This is a genomic window from Planococcus sp. SE5232 (assembly GCF_050686535.1).
Classification (GTDB): Bacteria; Bacillota; Bacilli; order Bacillales_A; family Planococcaceae; genus Planococcus.
On the sequence record NZ_JBOGCP010000004.1, the window covers coordinates 401,864 to 426,529 of the forward strand.

At 47.5% G+C, this 24,666-nt stretch carries 21 protein-coding genes, 7 tRNA genes and 2 rRNA genes; 3 read left to right on the top strand and 27 right to left on the bottom strand.

The window, feature by feature from the left end; all coding sequences use genetic code 11:
- Positions 1-391: 391 nt before the first annotated feature.
- The 9 genes from ACRC6Q_RS15560 to ACRC6Q_RS15600 all read right to left on the bottom strand — a co-directional run bounded on the left by ACRC6Q_RS15560 (position 392) and on the right by ACRC6Q_RS15600 (position 9,218).
- Positions 392-1,591: a flagellin gene (locus ACRC6Q_RS15560; RefSeq protein WP_431466984.1), complete on the bottom strand. Its 1,200-nt coding sequence runs from the start codon at positions 1,589-1,591 to the stop codon at positions 392-394.
- A 173-nt stretch (positions 1,592-1,764) separates the two neighbouring features.
- Positions 1,765-1,989 (bottom strand): carbon storage regulator CsrA, encoded by a 225-nt coding sequence (csrA, locus tag ACRC6Q_RS15565; protein WP_431466985.1) that lies wholly within the window; start codon positions 1,987-1,989, stop codon positions 1,765-1,767.
- A gap of 3 nt (positions 1,990-1,992) precedes the next feature.
- Complete coding sequence (fliW, locus tag ACRC6Q_RS15570) at positions 1,993-2,448, bottom strand: flagellar assembly protein FliW (protein ID WP_431466986.1); 456 nt, start codon at positions 2,446-2,448, stop codon at positions 1,993-1,995.
- A gap of 106 nt (positions 2,449-2,554) precedes the next feature.
- The gene (locus ACRC6Q_RS15575) at positions 2,555-4,378 is read right to left on the bottom strand and encodes a DUF5939 domain-containing protein (RefSeq protein ID WP_431466987.1); all 1,824 of its coding nucleotides are present in this window, start codon (positions 4,376-4,378) and stop codon (positions 2,555-2,557) included.
- 11 nt (positions 4,379-4,389) lie between these two features.
- Positions 4,390-4,734, bottom strand: a complete 345-nt coding sequence (locus ACRC6Q_RS15580) for a DUF3307 domain-containing protein (protein WP_431466988.1) — start codon at positions 4,732-4,734, stop codon at positions 4,390-4,392.
- Complete coding sequence (locus ACRC6Q_RS15585) at positions 4,731-5,882, bottom strand: HD domain-containing phosphohydrolase (RefSeq protein ID WP_431466989.1); 1,152 nt, start codon at positions 5,880-5,882, stop codon at positions 4,731-4,733. Before ACRC6Q_RS15585 ends, ACRC6Q_RS15580 begins: the two co-directional genes overlap by 4 nt.
- Positions 5,883-6,064: 182 nt before the next feature.
- The gene (locus ACRC6Q_RS15590; RefSeq protein WP_431466990.1) at positions 6,065-6,541 is read right to left on the bottom strand and encodes an SRPBCC family protein; all 477 of its coding nucleotides are present in this window, start codon (positions 6,539-6,541) and stop codon (positions 6,065-6,067) included.
- A 73-nt stretch (positions 6,542-6,614) separates the two neighbouring features.
- Positions 6,615-8,033 carry a purine-cytosine permease family protein gene (locus ACRC6Q_RS15595; protein ID WP_223642367.1) on the bottom strand — a complete coding sequence of 473 codons (1,419 nt, stop codon included), beginning with the start codon at positions 8,031-8,033 and terminating at the stop codon, positions 6,615-6,617.
- A gap of 366 nt (positions 8,034-8,399) precedes the next feature.
- The gene (locus ACRC6Q_RS15600) at positions 8,400-9,218 is read right to left on the bottom strand and encodes an STAS domain-containing protein (protein ID WP_431466991.1); all 819 of its coding nucleotides are present in this window, start codon (positions 9,216-9,218) and stop codon (positions 8,400-8,402) included.
- 907 nt (positions 9,219-10,125) lie between these two features.
- Between ACRC6Q_RS15600 and ACRC6Q_RS15605 the strand changes: the two genes are divergently transcribed.
- Positions 10,126-10,548: a hypothetical protein gene (locus tag ACRC6Q_RS15605; RefSeq protein WP_431466992.1), complete on the top strand. Its 423-nt coding sequence runs from the start codon at positions 10,126-10,128 to the stop codon at positions 10,546-10,548.
- A 100-nt stretch (positions 10,549-10,648) separates the two neighbouring features.
- Positions 10,649-12,724, top strand: a complete 2,076-nt coding sequence (locus ACRC6Q_RS15610) for an EAL domain-containing protein (protein WP_431466993.1) — start codon at positions 10,649-10,651, stop codon at positions 12,722-12,724.
- 92 nt (positions 12,725-12,816) lie between these two features.
- Here the strand turns inward: ACRC6Q_RS15610 and glmS are convergent, their stop codons facing one another.
- From glmS to ACRC6Q_RS15655, 9 genes are all read right to left on the bottom strand, one after another.
- Positions 12,817-14,619 carry a glutamine--fructose-6-phosphate transaminase (isomerizing) gene (gene glmS / locus ACRC6Q_RS15615; RefSeq protein WP_394121100.1) on the bottom strand — a complete coding sequence of 601 codons (1,803 nt, stop codon included), beginning with the start codon at positions 14,617-14,619 and terminating at the stop codon, positions 12,817-12,819.
- A 533-nt stretch (positions 14,620-15,152) separates the two neighbouring features.
- Entirely contained in the window at positions 15,153-16,502 is a 1,350-nt protein-coding gene (gene glmM / locus ACRC6Q_RS15620; RefSeq protein WP_431466994.1) for a phosphoglucosamine mutase, read from the bottom strand.
- 77 nt (positions 16,503-16,579) lie between these two features.
- Positions 16,580-17,575 carry a CdaR family protein gene (locus ACRC6Q_RS15625; protein ID WP_431466995.1) on the bottom strand — a complete coding sequence of 332 codons (996 nt, stop codon included), beginning with the start codon at positions 17,573-17,575 and terminating at the stop codon, positions 16,580-16,582.
- Positions 17,568-18,404 carry a diadenylate cyclase CdaA gene (cdaA, locus tag ACRC6Q_RS15630; protein WP_223642356.1) on the bottom strand — a complete coding sequence of 279 codons (837 nt, stop codon included), beginning with the start codon at positions 18,402-18,404 and terminating at the stop codon, positions 17,568-17,570. Before cdaA ends, ACRC6Q_RS15625 begins: the two co-directional genes overlap by 8 nt.
- Before the next feature lie 103 nt (positions 18,405-18,507).
- Positions 18,508-19,143, bottom strand: a complete 636-nt coding sequence (locus ACRC6Q_RS15635) for an anti-sigma factor family protein (protein ID WP_223642354.1) — start codon at positions 19,141-19,143, stop codon at positions 18,508-18,510.
- Positions 19,144-19,155: 12 nt separating this feature from the next.
- Positions 19,156-19,719, bottom strand: a complete 564-nt coding sequence (sigW, locus tag ACRC6Q_RS15640; protein WP_215101094.1) for an RNA polymerase sigma factor SigW — start codon at positions 19,717-19,719, stop codon at positions 19,156-19,158.
- A 229-nt stretch (positions 19,720-19,948) separates the two neighbouring features.
- Positions 19,949-20,857 (bottom strand): arginase, encoded by a 909-nt coding sequence (gene rocF, locus ACRC6Q_RS15645; RefSeq protein WP_431466996.1) that lies wholly within the window; start codon positions 20,855-20,857, stop codon positions 19,949-19,951.
- 70 nt (positions 20,858-20,927) lie between these two features.
- Entirely contained in the window at positions 20,928-21,491 is a 564-nt protein-coding gene (locus tag ACRC6Q_RS15650; RefSeq protein ID WP_431466997.1) for a GNAT family N-acetyltransferase, read from the bottom strand.
- Between the two features lie 14 nt (positions 21,492-21,505).
- Positions 21,506-22,387, bottom strand: a complete 882-nt coding sequence (locus ACRC6Q_RS15655) for a LysR family transcriptional regulator (protein ID WP_431466998.1) — start codon at positions 22,385-22,387, stop codon at positions 21,506-21,508.
- 105 nt (positions 22,388-22,492) lie between these two features.
- Here ACRC6Q_RS15655 and ACRC6Q_RS15660 point away from each other — a divergent pair, with 105 nt between their 5' ends.
- Positions 22,493-23,572 carry a citrate synthase/methylcitrate synthase gene (locus tag ACRC6Q_RS15660; protein WP_431466999.1) on the top strand — a complete coding sequence of 360 codons (1,080 nt, stop codon included), beginning with the start codon at positions 22,493-22,495 and terminating at the stop codon, positions 23,570-23,572.
- Positions 23,573-23,642: 70 nt separating this feature from the next.
- On the opposite strand, the gene ACRC6Q_RS15665 is transcribed toward ACRC6Q_RS15660, so the two are convergent.
- From ACRC6Q_RS15665 to ACRC6Q_RS15705, 9 genes are all read right to left on the bottom strand, one after another.
- Positions 23,643-23,715: transfer RNA gene (locus ACRC6Q_RS15665), tRNA-Ala, on the bottom strand.
- Between the two features lie 29 nt (positions 23,716-23,744).
- Positions 23,745-23,817 (bottom strand) — tRNA-Lys (locus tag ACRC6Q_RS15670).
- An 11-nt stretch (positions 23,818-23,828) separates the two neighbouring features.
- A tRNA-Gln gene (locus ACRC6Q_RS15675) sits at positions 23,829-23,903 on the bottom strand.
- 14 nt (positions 23,904-23,917) lie between these two features.
- Positions 23,918-24,001 (bottom strand) — tRNA-Tyr (locus tag ACRC6Q_RS15680).
- Between the two features lie 21 nt (positions 24,002-24,022).
- Positions 24,023-24,098, bottom strand: a tRNA-Val gene (locus tag ACRC6Q_RS15685).
- A gap of 7 nt (positions 24,099-24,105) precedes the next feature.
- A tRNA-Glu gene (locus ACRC6Q_RS15690) sits at positions 24,106-24,180 on the bottom strand.
- 56 nt (positions 24,181-24,236) lie between these two features.
- A tRNA-Thr gene (locus ACRC6Q_RS15695) sits at positions 24,237-24,309 on the bottom strand.
- A gap of 42 nt (positions 24,310-24,351) precedes the next feature.
- A 5S ribosomal RNA gene (rrf, locus tag ACRC6Q_RS15700) occupies positions 24,352-24,467 on the bottom strand.
- A gap of 72 nt (positions 24,468-24,539) precedes the next feature.
- A 23S ribosomal RNA gene (locus ACRC6Q_RS15705) occupies positions 24,540-24,666 on the bottom strand; the annotation flags it as partial.

Here is a 24,666-nt window from a genome sequence, read left to right on the forward strand (position 1 = left end):
GCTCCTTTTGGTCGTTAAGATTAACGCAGTAACTGAAGAACAGCTTGCGGTGCTTGGTTGGCTTGCTTTGCCGCTATGTCTTTCGATCATAGAATAGACTATATCTTCACCCTCATTTTTGAGGGGCTGGGCACTTCGAACGGCGCTTGCCGCCCTACGGATTTCATCGCCATAGCTTGTGCCTTAGACGGTCTATCCTAGTCGTTGAACCTTCCCCAGAGTTTCCTCACAGGAGCTTGGCTGCTGATTATCCATTGGTGCATCCTCATCATTTTCAGACCGTCACGCTGACCGTTTCCAGTTACGTTGTGGTTGATGAGGCTTTAGGAAGTTCCAGCAATTCACCCAGTTATACTCTAACCCGTTACCCGGTTAGACGCCCTAGAATCAATTATCTCAACAGTTGTAACACTGATTGAGTCATTTGATTGGATTGAGCCAACATTGCTTGTGATGCTTGTGCAAGAATCGAGTTCTTCGTTTGTTCCATCATTTCTTTCGCCATATCGACGTCTCTAATACGTGATTCCGCAGAAGTTAGATTTTGAGAAGTTGTTCCCAAGTTGTTAATAGTGTGCTCTAAGCGATTTTGATTTGCACCAAGTTTTGAACGTTCAGATGAAACATTTTCAATAGCATCATTTAACTTTGTAATAGCTGCTGCTGCTAATTCATGAGTTGAAACGTCAAGCGCTTGTTCTGCGATCGTATTATTAGTACCATCAGTAACACCTAATTTGGTATCAGTACCGACGGTTGTAAGTCCTAAACCACTCGCCGTCATATTAGAAATATCTAATGTCAAACTTTGGTTTTCATTAGCTCCTACTTGGAATTTAAGACTCTTGCTTGGATCAGCTACTACTGCCGCTTTGGCAACTACGCCTTCAGTTGTAGTAGAAATATTTCCACCTGCAATTGTTGGAGCATTTTCAGATTCTTGAGTAGCAATTTGAGTAAGGACGATTTTACCAGCATCTGCTCCTGCTCCTGCCGCCGCTGTATATTTTGTACTTAAAGTTGGATCTGTACCAATTGCAGTAACTACTGCCGCTAAGTCAGCTCCCTTTATATTAGTCCCATCAATTGTAATACCTGCGGTTACTGTATCAGCTACTTCAACTGAGAAGACACCTGATACTGCTGTTACTGCTGCTGAACCAGCACCATTTTTGTCGCCATTCAATAACTTCTGTGTATTAAATTCGGTTGTATTACCAATACGGTTAATTTCAGAAGTTAGTGAGTTTATTTCTTTTTGAATTTCAGTACGATCCGTATCAGTGTTAGTATCGTTGGAAGATTGTACAGCTAATTCTCTCATGCGTTGAAGAATATCATGAGTTTCATTCAAAGCACCTTCAGCGGTTTGCATTAAAGAAATGCCATTTTGAGCATTGCTTGAAGCTTGCTCCAACCCGCGAATTTGTCCGCGCATTTTTTCAGAGATTGAAAGACCAGCTGCATCATCTTTCGCGCTGTTGATACGCATACCTGAAGACAATTTCTCCATGCTGTTTGCCTGAGCGTTAGTTGCGCTGCTCATTTGGCGGTGAGTGTTTAAAGCTGTGATATTGTGGTTGATGATCATTGTGTATTACCTCCGTGTAATGTTTTTTATTTTTTGCAAGCGCCCAAATCCTTTTGAACTGCCTTACAATAGTTATATCGGAGGGGTTTAACAAATGTTTAGCGTTTTTTGAAACTTTTTCTTTTTTCTTTTCGCTCTACGTAAAAAGCCTGCAAAATCTGCAGGCTTCGACACTATTTCTTCTTCATGCTCAAAAAATCACTCAAGTTAATGACATTCGAAGTCGCTTGCTTATTCTCTTCCTGAATCTCCAAATACACTTCTTTCCGGTGGATGGTCACTTGCTTCGGCGCGTTGATGCCGAGCCGCACCATGTCCCCTTCTATGGAGGTAACCGTGATTTCGATGTCGTCGTTGATGATAATCGTTTCGCCTTCTTTACGTCCTAATACTAACATTCTCTACACCTGCCTTGCAGCGGTGTCGCCGCTCTGGAATAAAGCTTGCTTGATTTGGTAATCTTTGTTGTTCAAGACAATTTGCATGCCGGTTTGCTTCTTATTGTTGATGACCAATGGCGCTTTTAAGTTCGTCGTCGATCCGCTGATGTCGCCTTTAACCGATACAGTCGTCAACACTATAGCATCTGCCGGATCTTCCAGCTGCAGCCGCTCCACCATCTGCTCTTCCAGCTTGATATCGTAATCCTGAAAAAACGTAAACGGATCAACTAAGAAGAAGCTGACCTCTACCGCTTCCACCGACTGCAGGAAAAAGAATGGCGACTCTCCTTCTGCGTCCGCTGGAATCAATACATACTTCTTATATTCATCAAATCCTGGAATTCCTTTATCAAACGTGATGACACGTTCTTCCACCAGTTCCACTTCACCGAATTGCTCTGTTTGAACTATCATGCCCAACTCCCTTTCCTTAACAAAAAAATGCCTCTTAAGATAAACATATCTCAACAGGCATTTATTAACAATCAATTTTTAATCCCATCCATCTATTGGAAGCTGTTCAACCTGCTTGCTCTCCAATCTCCAACTCTCCTCTCAAATGAATCCGCACCAGCTCCACAGCCCCGTCGATCCCTTTCAGGACAGCTGAGAACTCTTCCAGCTCTACTTCAGCTGTGGCTAGCACTGCCGCTGACATCGGCTGCGCCAATACCTCGCGGCTGATGATGACGTCATTGCCTTCGCCTTGCCCCTGTATACGCGCAGCGATGTTGACTGTCCGCCCGAAATAATCGAGGCGGTCGTTGGAATTGACGGCGATAGCCGCTCCGCTGTACAAGCCAAGCCGCAGCACCAGGTCTTCATTCGCGGTGTCATTGAACGCTTTCAGGTTTTTCTGGATGGCCAAGGCCGCCTTCAACCCGTCCTCCGGTTTATGGAAGACTGCCATGACGGCGTCACCGATCGTTTTTACAACGCTGCCGGAATTTCGGGTGATGTGTCCAGTCAGGAATTCGAAATGATTACGCACCTGGCCGTAAGCACTGGAGTCGCCAATTGTTTCATACATTAAAGTCGAGCCTTTTAAATCCGTAAACAGGATCGTCACGTGGTCGATGCCGATTTTCTGGCCGGGCGACAGCACTTCAGAAGAAAACAGGTCCCTGAACTCCTGCATCGCCGTCACTTTGGCGGCTGTCACTGCTTGTTTGTTCCAGTCGGCATGCTCCAGAGCGACAACGATGTCCGCAGAACTGGCATTTTTGATGAGGACGTCACCAGAGCCAGAGACGGAATCCTGTGACCAGCCCGAATCGGTGTAAACCAGCGAACCCGCGTCCGCATTTTCATCCACGGCCACTCTGTCGTTTGCTTGAAGCACACGAAAACGCAGTGCATCTTCTCCCTCTGGAATCACAAAGCGCGCTGTCTTGCCTTTTTCGATGACTTGCTGGGCTTTGACATGGGGCGTGATCATCGGGCCGCCGATGCAATACACTTCAGCGTAGGCTTGGCGCACTGCCGGATGGACCGAGAAGTTCAGCTCGACATATTGATCGAAGTTGGCATCGTAGTTTACACCGCACAGGTCGCAATGAAACTGCTGCTCGAGTTGTGACAGCGAGCTGTGCTCGACTTTCGAGACCCGGCAGTTCGGACAGATGACGTTCCAGCTGAGGTTCAGCAGGCCCGCTTTTGTGGCGTACAACAACACGCGCAGGGTGTCATCCAGATCTGTGTTCCATAACTTTGCTACTTGCACCGGCTCGATTTGAGCGACATCGTGGTCGCCTTTTTCAGCCAGATATCGATGCAGCTTTTCCACGTAGTCTCCATTAACCGGGGAGTTGGCAAGCAAGCCCGATAGCCTGTCGAGCTCCGACAGATTGACTTTGGCCGTGGCCGGTTTTTGCGGTGCTTCGAAAGCATCCGTTGCTCCGGATTCCAAGTAATCATCCAAATAGCGCATGATCTTTTTGACAGCCGGCAGCCCGGTTGCCCAAATCCCTGCATAGCCCAATGGATTGAGCGGCACAAAGTCAGCCGTCAATTTTACGCGTGTTCCACTCTGTCCGCTGTCGAACAGTTCCACTTTCAGGGTGTAACGTTTGAGTGGCCCACTCAGGTAGCGGCGTTCGACCGTATAGCTGTCGTTTTCCTGCCACTGGAACGGAAACTCCTGCCAAGAGATGGGGACGAGCCCCAGTACTTTGGCATGGGCTTCCCGGTAAAACACTTCCGCTCCGTCTTGCTTCGCCGGACTGAAACTTACTGGGAACAAGCCGATATACAAGTTCATGCGGTTATTGTCTGCGAGCAGCTGCCAGGCGGTTTTGCGGTCTACCGCATATTCTTTTTCAAGCACATAGGTTTTGGGCTTCATGTTGTTCACTCCTAGGAAATCACGATGGCAATGGCAAGCAAAATGAGATGGAAAATCTGGTCCGCAACAATCGACAGCCAGACCTTCTCCGGCCCTTTAGCTGTCTGGACCCGCCGGACCCAAAACAGCACAAAGCCCCTTCGGTCAAGTACGATATGACCGAAGAAAATGATGGCCAGAGCCGGCAGGGACAGGCCCCCTGAGAGGAGGCCGAACACCGCGATGACGGCTGTGTAAATAGAGACATGCGTTAATAGCGGCAGCCATTTAACGGCTTTGTGTTTAGCCATCCAGCTTGTCTGCAGCAGAAAATCGCCGATCAAATGGCCGATCAATAATACGTCAAATTGGCTCATAGCCGGTAGCCTCTTCCCTGTTGCTCTTCGTATGTTTCCAATCGATAATCGCATTCAGCGAGAATTCCGGCGAATGCATCCACTACCTGGCGATCAAATAAGGTGTCCCGGCAGCGAAGCAGCTCTTCCGCTCCCAAACGAAACGACAGGCCTTTGCTGTAAGAACGCGCAGTGGTCATGGCATCAAACGCATCCGCCACTCCGACGATCCGTGCAAACAACGGGATGTCTGCTCCAGCTAAGCCGTGTGGATAGCCGGTGCCATCGAGGCGCTCGTGATGGGACAATGCGGTTTCAATCGCGTGCTCCATGGCGTCTTTCGGTTCCATATTGGACAGGATGTCTGCCCCGATGACTGTATGCTGCTTGATAGCTGCGTATTCGTCCCCCGTCAGCCGTCCAGGTTTTCTGAGGATGTCATCAGGTATGCCGATCTTCCCGATGTCGTGCAATAAAGCCGCTTTGTACAATTCTTCACAGGCTTGTGAATCGAAGCCGAGCTTTTGGGCAGTCCATAACGAGTATTTCGCTACCCGTTCCGAATGGCCGGCTGTATAGGGGTCACGCGCATCCAGCACCTTCGCCAGCGTGCGAATCATACTCAGCAGCATACGCTGCAGTTCGTCGTACATCTGGCTGTTGTGGAGCGCCAGTGCGGATTGGTTGGCGAGCGCCACTGCCAGGCTGATGTCCTGCTCGGAAAAAAACGCGATGTCTTTTTTATTGAGCAGCTGCAAAGCACCCAGCACCGTTCCTTTGACCGCCAAAGGAACGGTGATCATCGACTTGGTCACGAATCCGCTGGAATGGTCCACGCGATGGGCCCAGTCGGGATTCACAGCTACATTCTCGATCAGCTGGGCAGCTCCTGTTCCAATCACTTTGCCGACGATGCCTTCGCCCAATTCCAGCTCGATGTTGAGGATGTCGGACGCAGAAGGCCCGTACGCCGCTGATGCCTTGATCTTCTGCTGTTCGTTGTCCAGTACCCATAAGGTTCCCGCTTCCGCACCGACAACCTGTACCATCTGCAGCAAGATGCTTTCAAGGACCTCTTCCATCTCTAAATTAGAATTCAATTGCTTTGAGGCTTCCAGTAAGGTCACCAGCTCTTGAACCTTGAATTCCAAATCTTTAAGTTCCGTCATGAACTTCCTCCAATAGCTTATATTAATCAAAAATGATTTATTTTTATGCTATTTTTATTGTTTCTTGTCGATCATATCCTTTACTTTACTGTTATGCAATATTATCCATATTATTTATTTACAGCAATCCCGCACAAAAAAACCGCAATCCCCTCGACTTACGAGAGATTGCGGTTTTCCAGTTATTCTGTTTCAACCAATTGCTTTAAATTCTCGAACATCAAGCTCCAACCTTTCCGGCTTTCTTCACTGAATTCCGTGCCGGTCCGCTTGACGTCCTCTTCTGTCCAACCTTCTTCATGCGGCACAGTGATTTCCTGAACAAACGCCATCTCGCAGCTGTTTTGCACCATAGAAATCCATACCGTGATGCGGTCTTCCAAGTCGTTGAACTGTGGCATCTTGAAGCTGAACATCAGTTTATGCGGCGGCTTCAATTCGAGGTATTCGCCGATTGCGCGGTAATCCACACCTTCCCGGCGGTCGACGATTTCCCAGCTGCCGCCTGCGCGTAAGGAATTATTCGTTACCTGGTTGGTGGATTCAGTCGTGAAGAGCCATTTCTTCATCAAATCCGGGTTGGTCCAGGCTTCGTACACTACTTTGTCGCTGGCATTGAAACGGCGCGCCATCGATAAGGTTACTGTAGAAGTCGTCATCTAGATCATCCTTTCCGAATTGGATTAGATAGCCGTAAACTTTATTGCCACCAGTGTAACGCAGAATTTTTTCTCAGGCAATATAATCCTCTTTCGGAATATCGAAAGCTTTTCTTTTGGCGTAATAACGGCCTTTTGTTGCCACTGCCAGGACAACAGTCAAGATTGAAGCCAAAATCAATGCGAAGAACGCTGCGGTACTTTGCAGGAATGTGCCCATGTAGCCGAGTGCTGCGATGGTTCCGAGCGCGGTTGGCACAATCAACGCCACAACGCCGACCGGATTCCATTTATACAAGTTTCGCTGCCTGGATTCGTAATAACCCGGGCCGATCTTCAGCCATTTCTTGACGACAAGTGCATCCGTCACGAGAATCGACGCCCAGCTCATCAGCGCAACTCCCTGGAAGGTCATCGCGACATCCAAATGTTCGACGATGCCACCTAGCATTAAGATGATGGCAACGACACCGGACACCACTACCCAGAAACGGCGTCCCGGCGAAAAGCCGAACATGTTTTCAAAAAAGCTCGACAGGGATAGGGAGCTGCTGTAGATATTGGTGATGTTGATGCGGATTTGCGTCAGCATCGTAAACAGCACACCGCCAAGCCCAAGCAGGACGACGATGTAGACGCCCGGATTGGATTCGCCGAGTGTTACGCCGAACCAGATGCCGAGTCCGCCCATGACGCCAAAGCAGAAAATCTGGGGAATAAATCCGATGGCGATCGAGCCGATTTTCAAGTCTTTCGGTTTCAGGAAACGCGCGTAATCAGAAGCGATCAACGCAGTCAGTCCCATGATGCCGTGCTGCATACCGATGCACAACAGCAAGGCGGTTCCGCCGATCTGGACGCCTTCGGGCATATAGGTCCAGAAGCTGCCATCAAATTTCGATGTGGTATTGAAAGCGACGACAATGGCCGCAACCAGGAAAATTGCGAACACAGGCAAGGACCACTTTTGTAATTTGTCCAATTGTTTGATGCCGAACCAGTTTAAGGGGATGACCACTGAACCGAATCCGACAATTAAGAGCCATACGGGGACGGCGGAGAAATAAGCATGGACGGCAGCGACCAGGATCATGCCTTCAAATGCACAATACATGATAAAGTTCGATGCGTAGATTAAGGAAGTGAGTGAGGCTCCGATGTAACCGAATCCTCCGCGGGATAATAAATTGACGTTCATACCGGATTTGGCCGATAAGTAAACGATGATGGTGCCGAGGATGCCTGCGACGATGATCGCGTAGATGGCGGAAATGATGGCATTGGCGGCTCCGAATTGCAGGGCCATGACGCTCCCCATCTGGAAATAGAAGATGGCGGTCGCGATGCCGAAGGTGATGTTGGTGATGCTCAGCCAACCCATTTTGCGTTCTTCCCGTGGAACACGGTCAAACGTGTAGTCGCCTGTTGTTTCGTCTCCATGGCTTTGTTTCTTTTTGACTAACTCTTGATCTGCAGTAATCTCAGATCTCATCTTATCAAATCCTTTCCTATTCAGTTTTCATTGTCCTTTGGGAATGCAGGTAGGCTTGGCCTATTCCCGTTTACGTGCGGGGGTGGATATGAGTGAGTCGTGCTGAGGTTGGAAGAGGAAGAAAGCTTAAACTTCATTCACAAAAGACAAAAAAATAGCGGACTTTCTCCGTTCAGGCTTAGAGCTGAAACGAATAAATTCCGTGCTTTCTTATTTTAGCATAACATTAAATCGTTTAGTTGCGCGCCGCCTCTAACTCATTCGAAGGACTCAATTCCCACCCTTTTAATGGTTTTGCCGTCCAGTTTGTCCCACAAAAAATGCACCGTGCAGCTCGAGCTGCACGGTGCATTTCAACATATTTCTTTATTTTACACTTTCCAATGCCTGCTTGACTGTTGCATAGGCATCCGCATCGAGCATATCGATTCCGCTGTAGACAATGGTCTGGACAAGATCTGGACGCAACCCGGCGATGACCACATGAATCCCCATCAATTGGAGGGTTCCACCGATCTGCTGGAGAGACTGGGCAATATGGTCGTCGATGGTCAGGACACCCGAGAAATCAGTGATGACATGGTTGACGTCCATCTCCGCGATTCTTGGAATGACGTTGTTCACGATATGGGCGATCCGGTAGCTGTCGATCACCCCGATCAAAGGCAACACCACCACGTCGTCAAGCACTGGGACAATCGGCGCCGACAGATTGAGCAGCTCCATCTGGGTTTCTGCTTGATACCGCTCCGACAGCCGCTCAAAAGCATAAAAGGTTTCATTTAAGCTGACATCCAGTATGGCATCGATGCCGCGTGTCGCTTTGGCATTTTCCACCACCGTCAATCCGAAATCCAGGCTGAGCCGTGTAAAAATCTCCGAGAACACCTGCCGCGTCGGTGGATAACGAACGACAATCTCTGAAATCTTACCGCCGGAAGCCACCTGCATTTCAGCATTCTTTTTACTCCATTCAATCAGCGAATCCGGAACTTCAATGCGATCCTCTTCCTGGAGGGACTGCCCGAAAAACCCGAGAAGCTCCACATACATGCTGCTGGCTTGTTCTTTTTCCCACTGGGGAATGTCCAAGTTCATCTCCTGCACTACCGATTCAACCACTTCCACTGCTAATGACTCAGCGTTTTCACTTATGTATTGGGAAAAGTCATTAAACGAAGACATTCAGTTCACACCTTTTTTCTTTATGTTGTACTAAGTATACCATTTGGCAGGGGTTTTGATGATAAATCAAACCGCTATCTTTGTGATTTTTTTGGAACCCGCCATTTTCCGACGACAGCCGGAAGTTTTTTCCTTGCCTGTGCATAAAGCTATTCAATAATCGGCGACCTTGACACTCATGCTCCAGATTTTAATAAATTCGAAGCCAACCCCTATCTTTCATTGTATTCAGAAAAGAGCTGGTGCAGGCCAGCGATACGGTGTCACTTCACGAAATTTAAGGGAGGGATATGTTCACCCAAGTTCGATGTGAACCCTTGACAAAACTGGCATCCCGCGGATCCGAAAACAAATGTCATGGTTATAATCTTTGTAAAAAAAGTATAAACTCAACTCTTTTATCACATAAAATACTTTTCGAATTTTCTCTTTCCGTAACGCTTAGACACATATATAGACCTATTTTAATGGAAAATGATTATAATTATTTACCTTATTTAGATATATATAACCATTTTACCTTATACAAATAAATTATATAATTTTAAGTAATAATTTTAATAATAAGCCTATGGAACTATTATTCATTCTTATAAGTCGATCCATCGAATCATGATCTTTACACATCACTTCAGTTCTTTGAATAGAGGAAACGTGGACCCATAAGCCTCAGCTGCTTTGCAGAATATTGATGATGAAAGTTCATTAGTTCAACTTAATATACATTCCAGGTTTCAGTATTCCTCAATTGCCGTTCACCGCTCCAATCGAATTAAAAGTTCATAAAAGATAATATTTACTCAATCTTCCCGAACAAGTGAGAAAACACTAGCTGAGGAAAGACAGATGATTTAAGGTCTTCTCGACACACGCTTTTATTATTTCGCTAAAGGAAAGGAGGTCTACTATGTTTTCATTTAAAAGGAAGCAAGGTTTAACTGATTTAGAGTTGGATGACGTAAGAGCCTTCCTCAGCAGCACACTCGAAAAAATGCTGATGACACGGGACGAAACCTTGAATACCTATGAAAAATACGATCTGGTGCTGATTTCTTCATGGGAAGGCGGCTATATTGTGGCCGATATTTTTCAATTGTCGAAGTTCAAGTTCAACTTAGTCGAGGGAAAAGCAGAGAGAGGGATAAACATTCCTTATTACACGGTTGCCCGCTCTTTCTCCCATAAGAAAGACCTTATCGTTTACTTGGATGAACATGAAAACAAAGCCATGCGGCTAAAAAACCTCCAAGCCTTTCACCATATTTGTTACCTGCTGCAAACTGTTGATATAGAAGTATCATCCAAAAAAGAATACACCTGCATTTGGTGAGCGGTGTTGGCGGCATCAACAAATTACAGCCAGTATCATATTTTGCATAGCGTTTCCCACCATTCGAGGCACCATTATTTTATGAGGAGTGATCTGAATCATGGAGTTGCTGAAACAGCAAGTACAGGAATTAATAGAAGAAAGAGACGATTTCGTTGTTCTTTTAGATGCTGATGGCTGCGTTTTATTAGCTAATGACAAATGGATCACCTACTGTGATCAACATGAACTGCCTACTGCTTATTGGAAAACCGGCATGGACTACGCAGGATTTTTAAAGAGTACAGGAAAATTGGTCGAGTTTGAAAACATCCAAGATATCTTGAAGGGGAAAATTCAGAAGCATATCCACCTCTCCCCTTCCCATATTTGCGAAAAAACCGAATGGCTGTCCACAAAGTACCGGCCTTTTTCATTGGACAACGGCTCAACAGGCATTATTCTGTATCATCAACCAGTTTGTCTCCAATCCGTTAACTCTCTCCAGACCAAGCATATTCTCGAAAATATATCCGATGCTTTTTACCTGATTGACCAACACATGAATTTTCACTTTTTAAATAAGCAATCCGAAAAAATTCTTCTCCATAAAAGAGAAGAATTGATTGGCCAAAACGTATGGGAGGCATTCCCAGAAGCGATCGGAACCGCATTTCACAAGAACTTTATTCGAGCGATGCGGGAACGCTCTCCTGTGCAATTCAAGGAATACTACGAGTCATTGGAATCGTGGTTTACAGTCCAAATACATCCCGTCGACAATGATGGATTGGCCGTTTATTTTCAGAATATCCCCCAACGGCTGACCGCAGAAGAGGAAATGGAGAAGTTTGCCTCTACCGATTATCTGACTGGGTTGCCGAACAGAAGAAAAATCGGACAGGAAGTCGAGGCACTTTTGCAGAAAGATGCTTCTTTTTCCATTCTGTATCTTAATTTGGATAAGTTCAAATACATCAATACCCTCTACACGCACAAAATCGGTGATGAAGTGTTTAAAAGCATTGTAGAAGGGCTTAAAGAGCTGATTGGCCCTCACGATCTGGTTGGCCGCCTTGAAGGCGATGAACTGGTGATTGTGCGAAGAGATCAGAAAGATAACGAAGTGTCAGCCTTCACGGAGAAAGTGAGTACGCTGTTCGACAAGCCGTTTCAATTGGATCACTTGAACCGTGTGGACGTGAATGCGAGCATCGGCATTATTTCTTCTCCTGCCGATTCAACAGACTTTGAGGATTTGATGGCTTTCGGTGAAGTCGCGATGCGCAAAGCCAAAAAACAAAAAGGCTCTTCTTTCTGTGTTTTTGATCCTACGATGAGGAAGGAACGGGCAAGACGCATGCTGATTGAGCAAAACCTATCTGAGAACTTGAAGTCTTTTGGCTTTCATTTCGCCGTTCAGCCACAGATTGATGCTGCCACGGACAAAATCCGCGGTGTGGAAGTATTGTCACGCTGGCATCATCCGGAACTGGGATTCATCTCGCCAGTTGAATTTATTGAAATTGCTGAAGAAACAAATACGATTGAACGATTGACGGACTACTTGCTGGATGAGGTTCTTTCTTATGTGAAAAAAAGGGAACAGCAATACGGCAGTAGGCTTCGGACCGCTATTAACATCACTCCTTCCCTGCTCGACAGCACTACTTTTTTTGATAAACTTTTCGCATTGTTGGACAGTTTTGCGATTTCTCCCGCGCTGATTGAAATCGAAATCACCGAAAGCGTCGAACTGCGGTATTCAGAAACAACTCTTGCGAATTTGTTGGCTTGCAGAGCAAAAGGCATTTCCATCGCACTCGATGATTTTGGTACAGGCTTTTCCTCACTTGCATATTTATTGGATTTTCCGATAAATAAGATAAAGTTGGACAAATCTTTTATCGACAAAATCGGACAGGATCCAAAATCAGAAGCTGTCCTTAAATCTCTTATTCATTTTGTGAACAGTGTCGGCTGTGACCTTGTTGCCGAAGGAGTCGAGGAAGCCCACGAAGCTTTGTTTTTAACCAGCCATGGCTGCACCATCCACCAGGGATACTTTTATGATAAACCGATGCTGCCGGAAGCATTTGATGAAAAATACCTTATGCAGAAGCCAGCCACCCAAATTGCCCGTTCGCTGCTCCCTGTGCTGAGCAGCATTACGTTTCCGCTTAAAGGTTTCTTGTAGCGGGAATCCGCATATTTCAATGCCCGGAACGCAAAAGACCCCTTTGGAATCAAATCCAAAGAGGTCTTTTTGTTCAGCCGAACACTAGCTGATTATTCAACTGTTACAGATTTCGCAAGATTACGCGGCTTATCCACGTCACAGTCGCGGTGAAGCGCTGCGTAATAGCTGATCAGCTGCATCGGGATGACCGATACAAGCGGAGACAGCAATTCGTTGACTTTCGGCAGTACCAGGCTGTCGCCTTCTTCCTGCAAGCCTTCCATTGAAATGATGCATGTGTGTGCCCCGCGTGCTGCCACTTCCTTGACGTTGCCGCGGATGTTCAAGTTAACCGCTTCTTGTGTCGCAAGTGCGATAACCGGTGTGCCTTCTTCGATCAACGCGATTGTGCCGTGCTTCAGTTCGCCTCCGGCAAAACCTTCTGCCTGGATGTATGAAATCTCTTTCAATTTCAATGAACCTTCAAGTCCAACGAAATAATCCATGACACGGCCGATAAAGAAGCAATTGCGTGTCGTAGACAAGTAGTCAGCAGCAATCTGTTCCATTTCTTCTTTCGAGTCAACTTGTGCTTGGATGGCGTTAGCGACGATTCCAAGTTCCTGAACCAAGTCAAAGCCGATATCGATGCCGCGCGCTTCCGCTGTCACTGCACCGAGAATCGACAATACAGCCAATTGCGCTGTATAGGCTTTCGTTGAAGCAACCGCGATTTCAGGGCCTGCATACAATAATAACGTATGGTCAGACTCACGCGACAAGGTAGATCCCGCAACGTTCGTGATGGTCAATGAAGCATGGCCCATCTCTTTGATCTTCACCAATACTTGGCGGCTGTCCGCTGTTTCCCCTGATTGGGAGATGAAGATGAACAAGGGTTTTTCAGAAAGCAACGGCATGTTGTAGCCAAATTCACTTGAAACATGCACTTCAACCGGAATGCCCGCTAATTTCTCGATGTATTCCTTGCCGATCAATCCTGCGTGGTAGCTTGTCCCCGCCGCGATGATGTGGATGCGGTCAGCAGCTTGCATGGCTTCCAAAATTTCAGGTTTGATGGTCAATTTATCATTTTCGTTTTGGTACGCTTGAACGATTTTACGGACAACCGCCGGCTGCTCGTCAATTTCCTTCAGCATATAGTGAGGGTAAGTCCCTTTTTCAATATCGCTCATATCAATTTCTGCAGTGAATGGCAAGCGGCTTACTGCCTCGCCGTCCAACGTCAAAATCTCCACGCTGTCTTTGCGGACGATGACGATTTCCTTATCCATCAATTCAACAAACTGGTCCGTCAATTGAAGCATCGCCATTGCATCAGATGCCACGACATTGAAATCTTCGCCAAGTCCTACAAGCAAGGGGCTTTTGTTTTTCGCTACGAAAATTGTCTGCTCTTCTTCCGCGTCCAATAGCGCAATCGCATATGAACCCTTCAGTAAGGTAAGAGCTTTGCTGAAAGCTTCCTGTGTCGTCTGGCCTTCTTCTACGAATTTACCGATCAATTGAACGATGATTTCCGTATCCGTATCCGATTCCATCGACACTCCTGCTAAATAATCGCGTTGGATGTGGTGATAGTTTTCGATCACGCCGTTATGCACGATTGTGAAGCGGTCAGATGTATTCTGGTGCGGGTGAGCGTTGATGCGGTTCGGCTTACCATGGGTTGCCCAACGTGTATGCCCGATTCCCGTCGTGCCCATTACTTCTTCTTCCACAACGCCGCGCAAATCCGCAATGCGTCCTTTTTCTTTAAAGACCGTTACGCCTTTGCCGTTGCGGACAGCAATTCCTGCTGAATCATAACCGCGGTATTCCAAGCGCTCCAAGCCTTTCAATAAAATTTCCTTTGAATCATTTTCTCCAATATACCCAACAATTCCACACATAGTCTAATTCCTCCGTTTTTCTGAAAATCAAAATGAGTGTTTGTCTGTTTCTCCAAACACTTCTGCTTGAGCCCATCCATCTTGTTGTCCAATCGATCACTCGACTGTTTTAAGAGTGGACATAACGACCGGGCTTCACGGCCGGAAGGGATCCGCCGAAATCTCGATACTCCTTCTCCTCGTCTACTGAAGATGACTGGTCCGTCCGATTTCTTCAGTACAGGCGCTATAATTGTTTTCCTCGCACTAACTTCTATCCCCCTTTTTCTGCGGTCGTAAACCGACTCTATCATCATACAGTCTCCACACAATCCCGTCAATTAAAGCATATAGTTACTTAGGTCTATCTCATCATTTTTTTCCGTTAACTGGTTCTTTTTCCTTTTACTTTTTATATTTCATCTCATCTACATAAAGAACAAAGAATCCATTTCCAGGGATGCTTCAGTCGCTTGGCAGAATATCCGTTAGGAGATTCACTATAAAAAGACCGTAAGCAAGAATGCTTACGGCCCCCAGAATCCCTTATTCGATTAATTCAAGCCCATTTCGCTGCGGACAACTTCCGCAATGCGTTCTACATAGTTTTCACAGTCTTCCGCAGAAGCTGCTTCCACCATGACACGCACCAATGGCTCCGTACCGGATGGACGCACAAGTACGCGGCCGTTGCCGTTCATCTCAGTCTCGACGTCTCCAATGACAGCTGCCACTTTGGCGTTGTCCGTCACGGCATGCTTGTCCGTCACACGAATATTCACAAGTTTTTGCGGAAAGATGGTCATTTCAGAAGCCAGCTCAGACAATTTCTTGCCGGTGATCTTCATGATATTGACCAGCTGCAAGCCCGTCAATAAGCCGTCACCCGTTGTGTTGTAATCCAGGAAAATAATATGGCCAGATTGCTCGCCGCCCAGGTTATAGTCATTTTTCTTCATTTCTTCCACTACATAGCGGTCACCGACAGCCGTTTTGTTGCTCTTCATGCCATGGCTTTCCAATGCTTTATAGAAGCCCATGTTGCTCATGACAGTCGAAACTACGGTATCTTTCTTCAAGCGTCCTTCTGAATGCAGGTGCTTGGCACAAATATACATGATCTGATCGCCATCGACGATTTGGCCTTTTTCATCCACGGCAATCAAGCGATCGCCGTCACCATCGAATGCAAGTCCGATATCGGCGCCTTTGGCAAGAACCAGCTCCGCTAATTTCTCAGGGTGTGTAGAGCCTACTCCGGCATTGATGTTCAAGCCGTTTGGTGAAGCTCCCATAGAGGTGATGTCTGCATCCAGGTCCGCAAATACATGCGTCGCCAGCGTAGAAGTCGCACCATGTGCACAATCAAGCGCTACATGGACGCCATCAAACTCCTCATCGACTGTCTGCTTCAGGTACTGAAGGTATTTCTGGCCGCCTTCGAAATAATCCGTGATGCTGCCAAGGTCGCCGCCTGTCGGGCGCGGCAATGTATCTTCTTCGCTGTCAAGCAACGCTTCAATTTCCGCTTCCTGGGCATCCGACAATTTAAAGCCGTCAGAACCGAAGAATTTGATGCCGTTGTCTTCCACAGGATTATGGGAAGCAGAAATCATGACACCTGCTTCAGCGCTCATGACACGTGTCAAATAAGAGACGCCTGGTGTACTGATGACGCCGAGGCGCATAACTTCCGCTCCTACAGAAAGCAGTCCGGCAGCCAAGGCGCCTTCCAGCATTTCGCCTGAAATCCGTGTATCGCGGCCAATCAGCACTTTCGGTTTGTCTTTCGCACTTTTCGTTAAGATATATCCGCCAATGCGCCCTAATTTAAAGGCCAGTTCAGGTGTCAATTCGCTGTTGGCGACTCCCCGTACTCCATCTGTTCCAAAATATTTTCCCATTCTACTTTTCGCTCCTTCAATCATTTGCTTCTGATTGTTTTAGTTAAGCTTTCGCTTTTTTATGTTCCTCAAAGCCCTTATGGCGTTGTATTGTCCGTCGCTTCAGGATCTTCCGGGATCAGCGCCGCCTCATCGATCACTGTTTCCGCTTCCACCGAGACTTGGCCCGGTGAAACGCCGGAAGCTCCAGAAGGAATTTCCAGCTCCACTTCCACGGTATCATCTTCAGCCGTGACGCTTGACGCTTCCACTTCAATGACATATTCAGTGATTTCATCCACCACCGTTTTCGGACCGAAAATCCGAACTTCTTCTGTGGTCGTGTTCCAGTCATTGATGGTGATGCCTGGACGGGCTTCGCCTATCGGCTCAAGCCTTACCGGCACTAATTTACTGTATTCGACGACATTGACATCCACTTCGACTTCCTGCGGTTCGATTTCCGCATTTTCGAGTTTCGTCAGATCTTCTGCCAATACGCGGACACGTGCACCAGTCGTAAAGGATTCCTTCACTCCCTGCTCGCCCGAGACCGTCGCTTTCACAAAGCTGATGGCGTCAATCATGCTTTTCGGGCCGGTCACAGTAACGGTTTCCGGATTGACAGCCACACTTTCCAAAATAAAGCCTTCTGCCAGCATCCGTTCATTTATTTCCGGATCGATACGGAATTCCTGTGACACCCGCTCTTCGATCACTACATTGACAAAAGCGGGGTCGACTCGGATATTTAATTGTTCAGAGAGATTTTCGGTTTGGATTGGGACTTGATGCTCCCCCATCGGCAAATTGCGCAAATCCACAAACAACGTAAAGTCTTCCAATTGGCGCGCTGTCTGTACAATACTGACAGGGCCATTGAGATGCAGATCAGCTGTTTTCGGTACACCGCTGACCATCAGGCTATTATCATGGTATACCTCAAGTTCCACATCTTCAATCACTTCCGAGGTCCGGCTATTGTCCGTCGTCCCCGTAGAGTTATCTTCCGCCTGCACCGAAAAGAATAAAAGGAAGGCTAACAGCAGCGCCGTGCTTCGTAAAAACCAGCGATTGTCCATCATCTTATCCATTCTTTTTCCCCCTCCAATTCCACCAGGAAAGAGCGACTTCCTGCTGTTCTGCCCCGAACCAGATCCGGCGCAGCTTCACTTCGAAGTCTTCAAGTGACAAATTGCGGTGCAAATCGCCATTCGCCGTCAGGCTGATGGCGCCTGTCTCTTCCGATACGACAATCGTAATCGCATCGGTTACTTCGCTGATGCCGAGAGCGGCACGGTGACGCGTTCCCAGCTCTTTCGAAATGAACGGACTTTCTGAGAGCGGCAAATAGCAGGCCGCGGCGGCAATCCGGTTTTTTTGTACAATCACCGCTCCGTCATGCAACGGTGTATTCGGGATGAACAAATTGATGATCAACTCAGAGGTAATGTCCGAGTTCATCGGAATGCCGGTTTCAATGTACTCGCTCAAACCCGTTTCGCGTTCAATCGATATCAATGCCCCAATTCGCCGTTTCGCCATATAGCTGACGGATTTGGACATTGCTTCGATCAAGCGGTTGCGCTCAGACTCTTCATTCAGCGTACTGCTGGAGAACAGCTTGCCGCGGCCCAGTTGTTCGAGCGCACGGCGCAGCTCCGGCTGGAAAATGATGATGATGGCCAGGAAGCCCCATTCGAGCACCTGCTGCATGATCCAGCCGAGCGTTTCCAGGTTGAGTGCCTGTGTCACGAGGCGTGCAATAATAATGACAAAGATCCCTTTCAGCAATTGAACAGCCTTCGTTCCTTTGATGACGGTGATCAATTTATAGATAACGAACCAAACTAATAAAATATCAATAATATTCCCTAGAAGTTCGAGTGGTGTTTGGTCTGTTAAATTCTCCAAAAAAGGCATCTGCAACCCTCGCTTTTCTACATCTGCATATGCATTCAGTATATCATAAGTGAATTGGGCTTGCCTTCATAGAAAAAACCCATCCTTTAGGAGAGGATGGGTTTTACTCTTCTATTTGGCTGTCATCTCCACCAAAAATAGCGGCTGCATCTTTAAAACCGTTTTTGATGGTGTACCACAGCCATTCAAAAGCTTTGTCGATTTCCTCGATTTCACCGGTGATGACGCCGCTCGATGCCATGTATTGGCCATTGACGATCGTCACGTCCCCTTGAAGCTCGCCCTCGACGCGCAAATCACCGTTGCGCACCGTCAAGTCACCAACTACGGTCTGCCCTTCAGGGACGATGACAGTCTGTCCCTCGACCACCAGATTCGGCTGTTTGGTGAACGCAAACTGCTGGTCGTCATTGAAGTTTGTAAATAATACTGCGCTCATCAACACGCAGAACAGCGCTGCAGCTGCCAGCATCGGATGTCTTCTGAACCAACGCTGGACGCCTGCACGCTGTCTTTCTTTCGGCAGCCTTCCCATTGTCTTCTGGACAAAATCGGATGGCGCTTTTATATGTGATGCACTTTGGACAAATGCAATGGTTCTGCTTAATTCCTGGTACTGCTTTCTGCAATCGCTGCAGCTCTCCAGGTGGTCTCTCAATTGCTGTTCATCAGTTGGATTGATATCTCCATCAAGGTAATCATCCATTAGATGAAGCACATTTTCCGGACACGCATTCATAATGCTCGCCTCCTACAAATTGCTCAATTGCTTGCGAAGAGCTTCTCGCCCACGATGTATACGCGTCTTCACCGTACCCAACGGCAAATCCAAAATTTCACTGATTTCCGCCAGCGGCAATTCTTCAATATACTTTAATACAATAGCGGCACGGTACTTATCTGGCAAGCGGCTAATTTCATACTGTACCCGCTCCTGCACTTCCATCCGCATTAACTCTTCTTCCGGAAGCTCGTCATCATTGGCGATTTTCGAATACATGTTCAAGCCTTCCGTTCCGCGCACTTCTGCATCCAGGTGGTAATCCGGCTTTTTCTTGCGGATCCGGTCGATGCACAGATTGGTGGCGATGCGGTACAGCCAGGTCGAAAATTTCCGCTTCTGGTCAAACGTGTGGATGTTGACATAAGCCCGCATAAAAGCTTCCTGAGCAATATCTTCCGCTTCCTGCTTGTTGCCAAGCATCCGGTAGCAGATCTGATACAGCTGGTGCTGGTAAAGCTCCACGATTTCGGCGAATGCGTTCTGATCGCCTTTTAATACTTTAGCTATTCGTTTATTGACTAACGCATCCATGATCTCATTTCCCTCCGCCTATGCGGCTGTACTTTATATACGTCCCTTAACATGAAAAGTTTCATTTATTTTTCCTTATTCTATCGTATCAGACAATACCCAAATAAATCCAACTAATTTTGTAACGTTTTTAAAATGAAAAAGTTTCCTGTTTGCAGCATAAAAAAACTGCAGACAGCTCGAACGGATCGAGGGTCTACAGCTTGAAAAGGCTTGTGCCTGTTTTTGATTATAATAATTTTTCGCCGAACAGCGAACCGATCAACGCAACAGCTACATCAGCTGTCCGATTCTTCTCATCCAGGATCGGATTGACTTCCACAAACTCAGCAGAAGTGATGATGTTTGCATCAAACAGCATTTCCATCGCCAAGTGGCTTTCCCGGTAGCTGATGCCGCCCGGAACCGGTGTGCCGACACCCGGTGTGTAGATTGGATCGATGCCGTCAAGGTCCAATGACAAGTGGACAGCATCCGTTTTGCGTTCCTCTTTTAAATAATGGATCGCATCTTCGATAACCGCATTCATGCCCATTTTATCAATTTCGTGCATGCTGTAGACACGGATGCCGCGTTCTTTGATCAACTGGCGTTCACCAGGATCAACGGAACGCGCGCCGATGATGACGATATTTTCAGGCTTCACTTTTGGTGAGTAGCCGCGGATGTTCGTCAGTTTTTCATGGCCGAGCCCGAAGCTCGCTGCAAGCGGCATGCCGTGGATATTGCCGGATGGTGAGGTATCACTGGTATTCATGTCCGCATGCGCATCATACCAGATGACACCCAGGTTTTCATGGCGTTCGGAAATTCCAGAAAGCGTACCGATGGCAATGCTGTGATCTCCACCGAGCACCAATGGGAAATTGCCGGATTCTGCCACTTCAAACACTTTGTCGCCAAGTGCTTCCGTCGCTTCCGTAATCGCTTTCAAATTACGCAAGTTCGTTGATGTATCGACGCTGCCGTCTGCTTTGCCGATTTGGATATCCCCTTCATCCGAAACGGTATGGCCCAGGTTTTCAATGCGGTCCACGACACCCGCATAACGGATCGCGCTTGGTCCCATGTCGACGCCACGGCGATTTTGCCCATGGTCCATTGGAACTCCGATAATAGATATATTTAATTTATTCATTATTTTATACCCCCTTAGCAAGATAGACTCATTGTAACCGCTAAGGTCTCTTTGGCTCAACCGTACAAAATCAGGTATATTTATTCACTTTTTTCGCGAGATCTTTTTTCACTTTCGGCCAGTCCCGATCAATAATAGAATAAACCACGGCGTCTCTCGGCTTGCCCGTCGAGCGGATGCGTTCATTGCGCAGAACGCCTTCTTTTACAGCGCCGATGCGTTCAATGGCCTTTTGTGAAGGGATATTTTCGGCATCTGTTTTGAATTGGACCCGGATCATGCCGCGCTCTTCAAAGCAATAACTCAGCAATGCACGCTTGACTGCCGTATTGACATGCGTCCGCTGAGCGGACTGCGCATAAAAAGTGGCGCCGATTTCACAGCTTTTATTGGCCTCATCAATTGCATATATGCGTGTCGTCCCCAGAATATCGCCCGTTCCCGGGTTTTCCACCGCAAAAATAAGAACATTCGATTGGTTCAGACCCGCTTCCAGCCACGCCACCATATCTTCGAAAACCTCGACTTTATTGAGCATATGCTCAAAGATTTTTGGCGTATACAATGCCCATAGCGCTTCAAAATCGTCTCTCTTCAATAAACGTAAACGAACACCATCCGATTCAATAATCATCCCGATCTCTCCTTTTAAGTAAAATATACCGATTGGATGCGCTGCAAGAAATCCTGTTCAAGCGCACCCATGTGTTTCGTCAAAAAATAAGTGGAAACGACGGGTAGAGGAAACAAGTCGAAATGCGCTTCCATCAAGCGCCCTTCGACCAGCTCCCGACGGACCATCGATTTGGGCAAAAAAGAAGCACCTAAACCTTCCTGGATAAACCGTTTGGCAATATACGCCTGCGTCACTTTCATGGTGCGGATACCAGGAACATACAGACGCAGCTGCCCCAACAGCTCTTCCCAAAAAACGGGGTGATGGTGCGTAAACAATACAGATGTCCGTAAGGCCTTCTCTACTGAAACCGCAGGCCCCGTCTCATCATCATAGGCATCTCTTGGAAGGATGAACAGCAGTGGATCGTCGTAGACCACAAGCTGTGCAATGCCGCGCCTACTCGGTGGCAAGGCAGAGATTCCGGCTGATACCTGCTCCGACTCAACCAACGCTTCGATCTGTTCGGATTCTTCCACCCGGATCACCAGCTCCACTTCCGGATGCTGCCCTGTGAATGATTTCAAAATATAAGGCAAAATCGTCTCTGCCATCAAAGGAGAAATCGCCAAGGTCCATTTTTTGCGGTAGCCCTGGGCGAATGAATGCAGCTCTTCCACACTGTCATCCAGCTGTTCAAGCACCTTTTCTGCTTTTTCCTTAAAATAGCGCCCTTCCTCGGTCAATGACACCCGGTTATGGCTGCGTTTGAATAAGGAGAGGCCTAAGCTTTCCTCCAATAAGCGGATATGGACGGTGACACTAGGTTGTGACATCATCAGGCGTTCCGAGCTCATTCTGAAATTCAAGGTTTCTGCAGCGTCCACAAAGGTTCTTAACCACTGGACTTCCATGACATCCCCCATCTCGATTACTATTCTTAATTGTCTCAATTATATATCTTTAATTTTTTTTATCAAATCCGAAGAGTAAACTAAAAGAAAAAGGAGGAATTCCACATGTTTCAGCAAGGATTGAAAGGTGTAGTAGCTGTCCAAACAGCCATTGCTTCTGTAGATGGGGACCGGGGAGAACTGCGTTACCGGGGACAATTGGTGGAAAGCGTTATAGAAGGCCGGTCATTCGAAGAAACCGCTTATTTTCTCTGGCACGGCCAGTGGCCCGATGCTGAGCAGTTGAAACAGCTTCAGCAACAATTGGCTGCCCACCGTAAGCTTCCGGCGCATATTGCTGACATTGCACAGCTGCTGCCAAAAGAAACCTCTTTGATGGACGCCGTTCGGACATTGGTATCTGCTTATTCGCATAGCGAATTCCAATCTCTCTCTTCCGCAGAACAAGCCATTGCACTGACAGCTGCCCTGCCGGTGATGACGGCTTCATTTTACCGCATTCAAAACGGTCAGGAGCCGATTGCACCCCGAAGGGATTTGGGGCACACTGCCAACTACCTGTGGATGATCAACGGCCAGGAACCGACCGGCGCACAAACGGAAGCACTCGAGACCTATTTGAAGCTGACCATGGAGCATGGCATGAACGCCTCGACCTTTGCAGCACGCGTCACCATCTCTACGGAATCCGATCTCGTATCAGCCATCACCTCTGCTCTCGGTGCTATGAAAGGTCCCCTTCACGGAGGCGCTCCATCCGGTGTCATCGACCTGCTCGATGACATGAAGACCGAAGACCACATCGATGCCGTGATTTCAGAAAAGCTGGACCGCGGCGAAAAGATCATGGGATTCGGCCACCGGGTCTACCGGACAGAAGATCCCCGGTCGATTGTTCTCCGCAAAAAATGTCTGGAGTTGCAGGGAAAAGATCCATGGCTCGACTTGGCGACTGCTGCCGAGACCCGCATCATCGAGCTGCTGAACGAGCGCAAGCCGGGGCGTGATCTGTATACCAATGTAGAATTTTATGCCGCAGCCATCATGCGGTCGATTGCCATGCCGACAGGGCTGTTTACACCGACATTCAGTGTGGCGCGCATTGTCGGCTGGACCGCGCATGCATTGGAACAACAAGAAAACAATGTGATTTTCCGGCCACAGTCCGAATACATCGGAAACTAAAAAAAAGCCGTATCCAAGTTAATGGATACGGCTTTTTTACACATGGATAGTACAAATACACATGGAACAATGGAGCCTAGGGGGCTCGAACCCCTGACCTCGTCACTGCCAGCGACGCGCTCTCCCAGCTGAGCTAAGGCCCCGCGCTGAACAGGCGCAAGGAATTTGAAAATGAGCCATGAAGGATTCGAACCTTCGACCCTCTGATTAAAAGTCAGATGCTCTACCAGCTGAGCTAATGGCTCATAGTAAAAAATGGCTGGGGTACCTGGATTCGAACCAGGGCATGACGGGATCAAAACCCGTTGCCTTACCGCTTGGCTATACCCCATAGCTATAAGAAACTGGTGGTGGGGGGCAGATTCGAACTGCCGAACCCGAAGGAGCGGATTTACAGTCCGCCGCGTTTAGCCACTTCGCTACCCCACCGTATAAACTTACGAAAAAACATGGTGGAGGATGACGGGATCGAACCGCCGACCCTCTGCTTGTAAGGCAGATGCTCTCCCAGCTGAGCTAATCCTCCATGAAATTGGTGACCCCTACGGGATTCGAACCCGTGTTACCGCCGTGAAAGGGCGGTGTCTTAACCGCTTGACCAAGGGGCCTTGATTAAAATAAATATGTTTAACTTCCTGCTTAGAAACTCCTAAAAGAAAACAAAAGCTTCCAACCGGATTCGAACCGGTGACCTCTTCCTTACCATGGAAGCACTCTACCTGCTGAGCTATGGAAGCAAGGTAAAAGAATCATTAGGTACAAAAAATAAACATAGAATAGCCCAGCGACGTCCTACTCTCACAGGGGGAGACCCCCAACTACCATCGGCGCAAAAGAGCTTAACTACCGTGTTCGGGATGGGAACGGGTGTGGCCTCTTTGCCATCATCACTGGACTGTTTTTTTGAGCTTGTTCGCTCAAAACTGGATACACGACACCGGAACATGCAAGGATTCCGTACAATTTGTTGGTTAAGTCCTCGATCGATTAGTATTCGTCAGCTGCACGTGTCGCCACGCTTCCACCTCGAACCTATCTACCTCATCGTCTTTGAGGGATCTTACTTGCTTGCGCAATGGGAAATCTCATCTTGA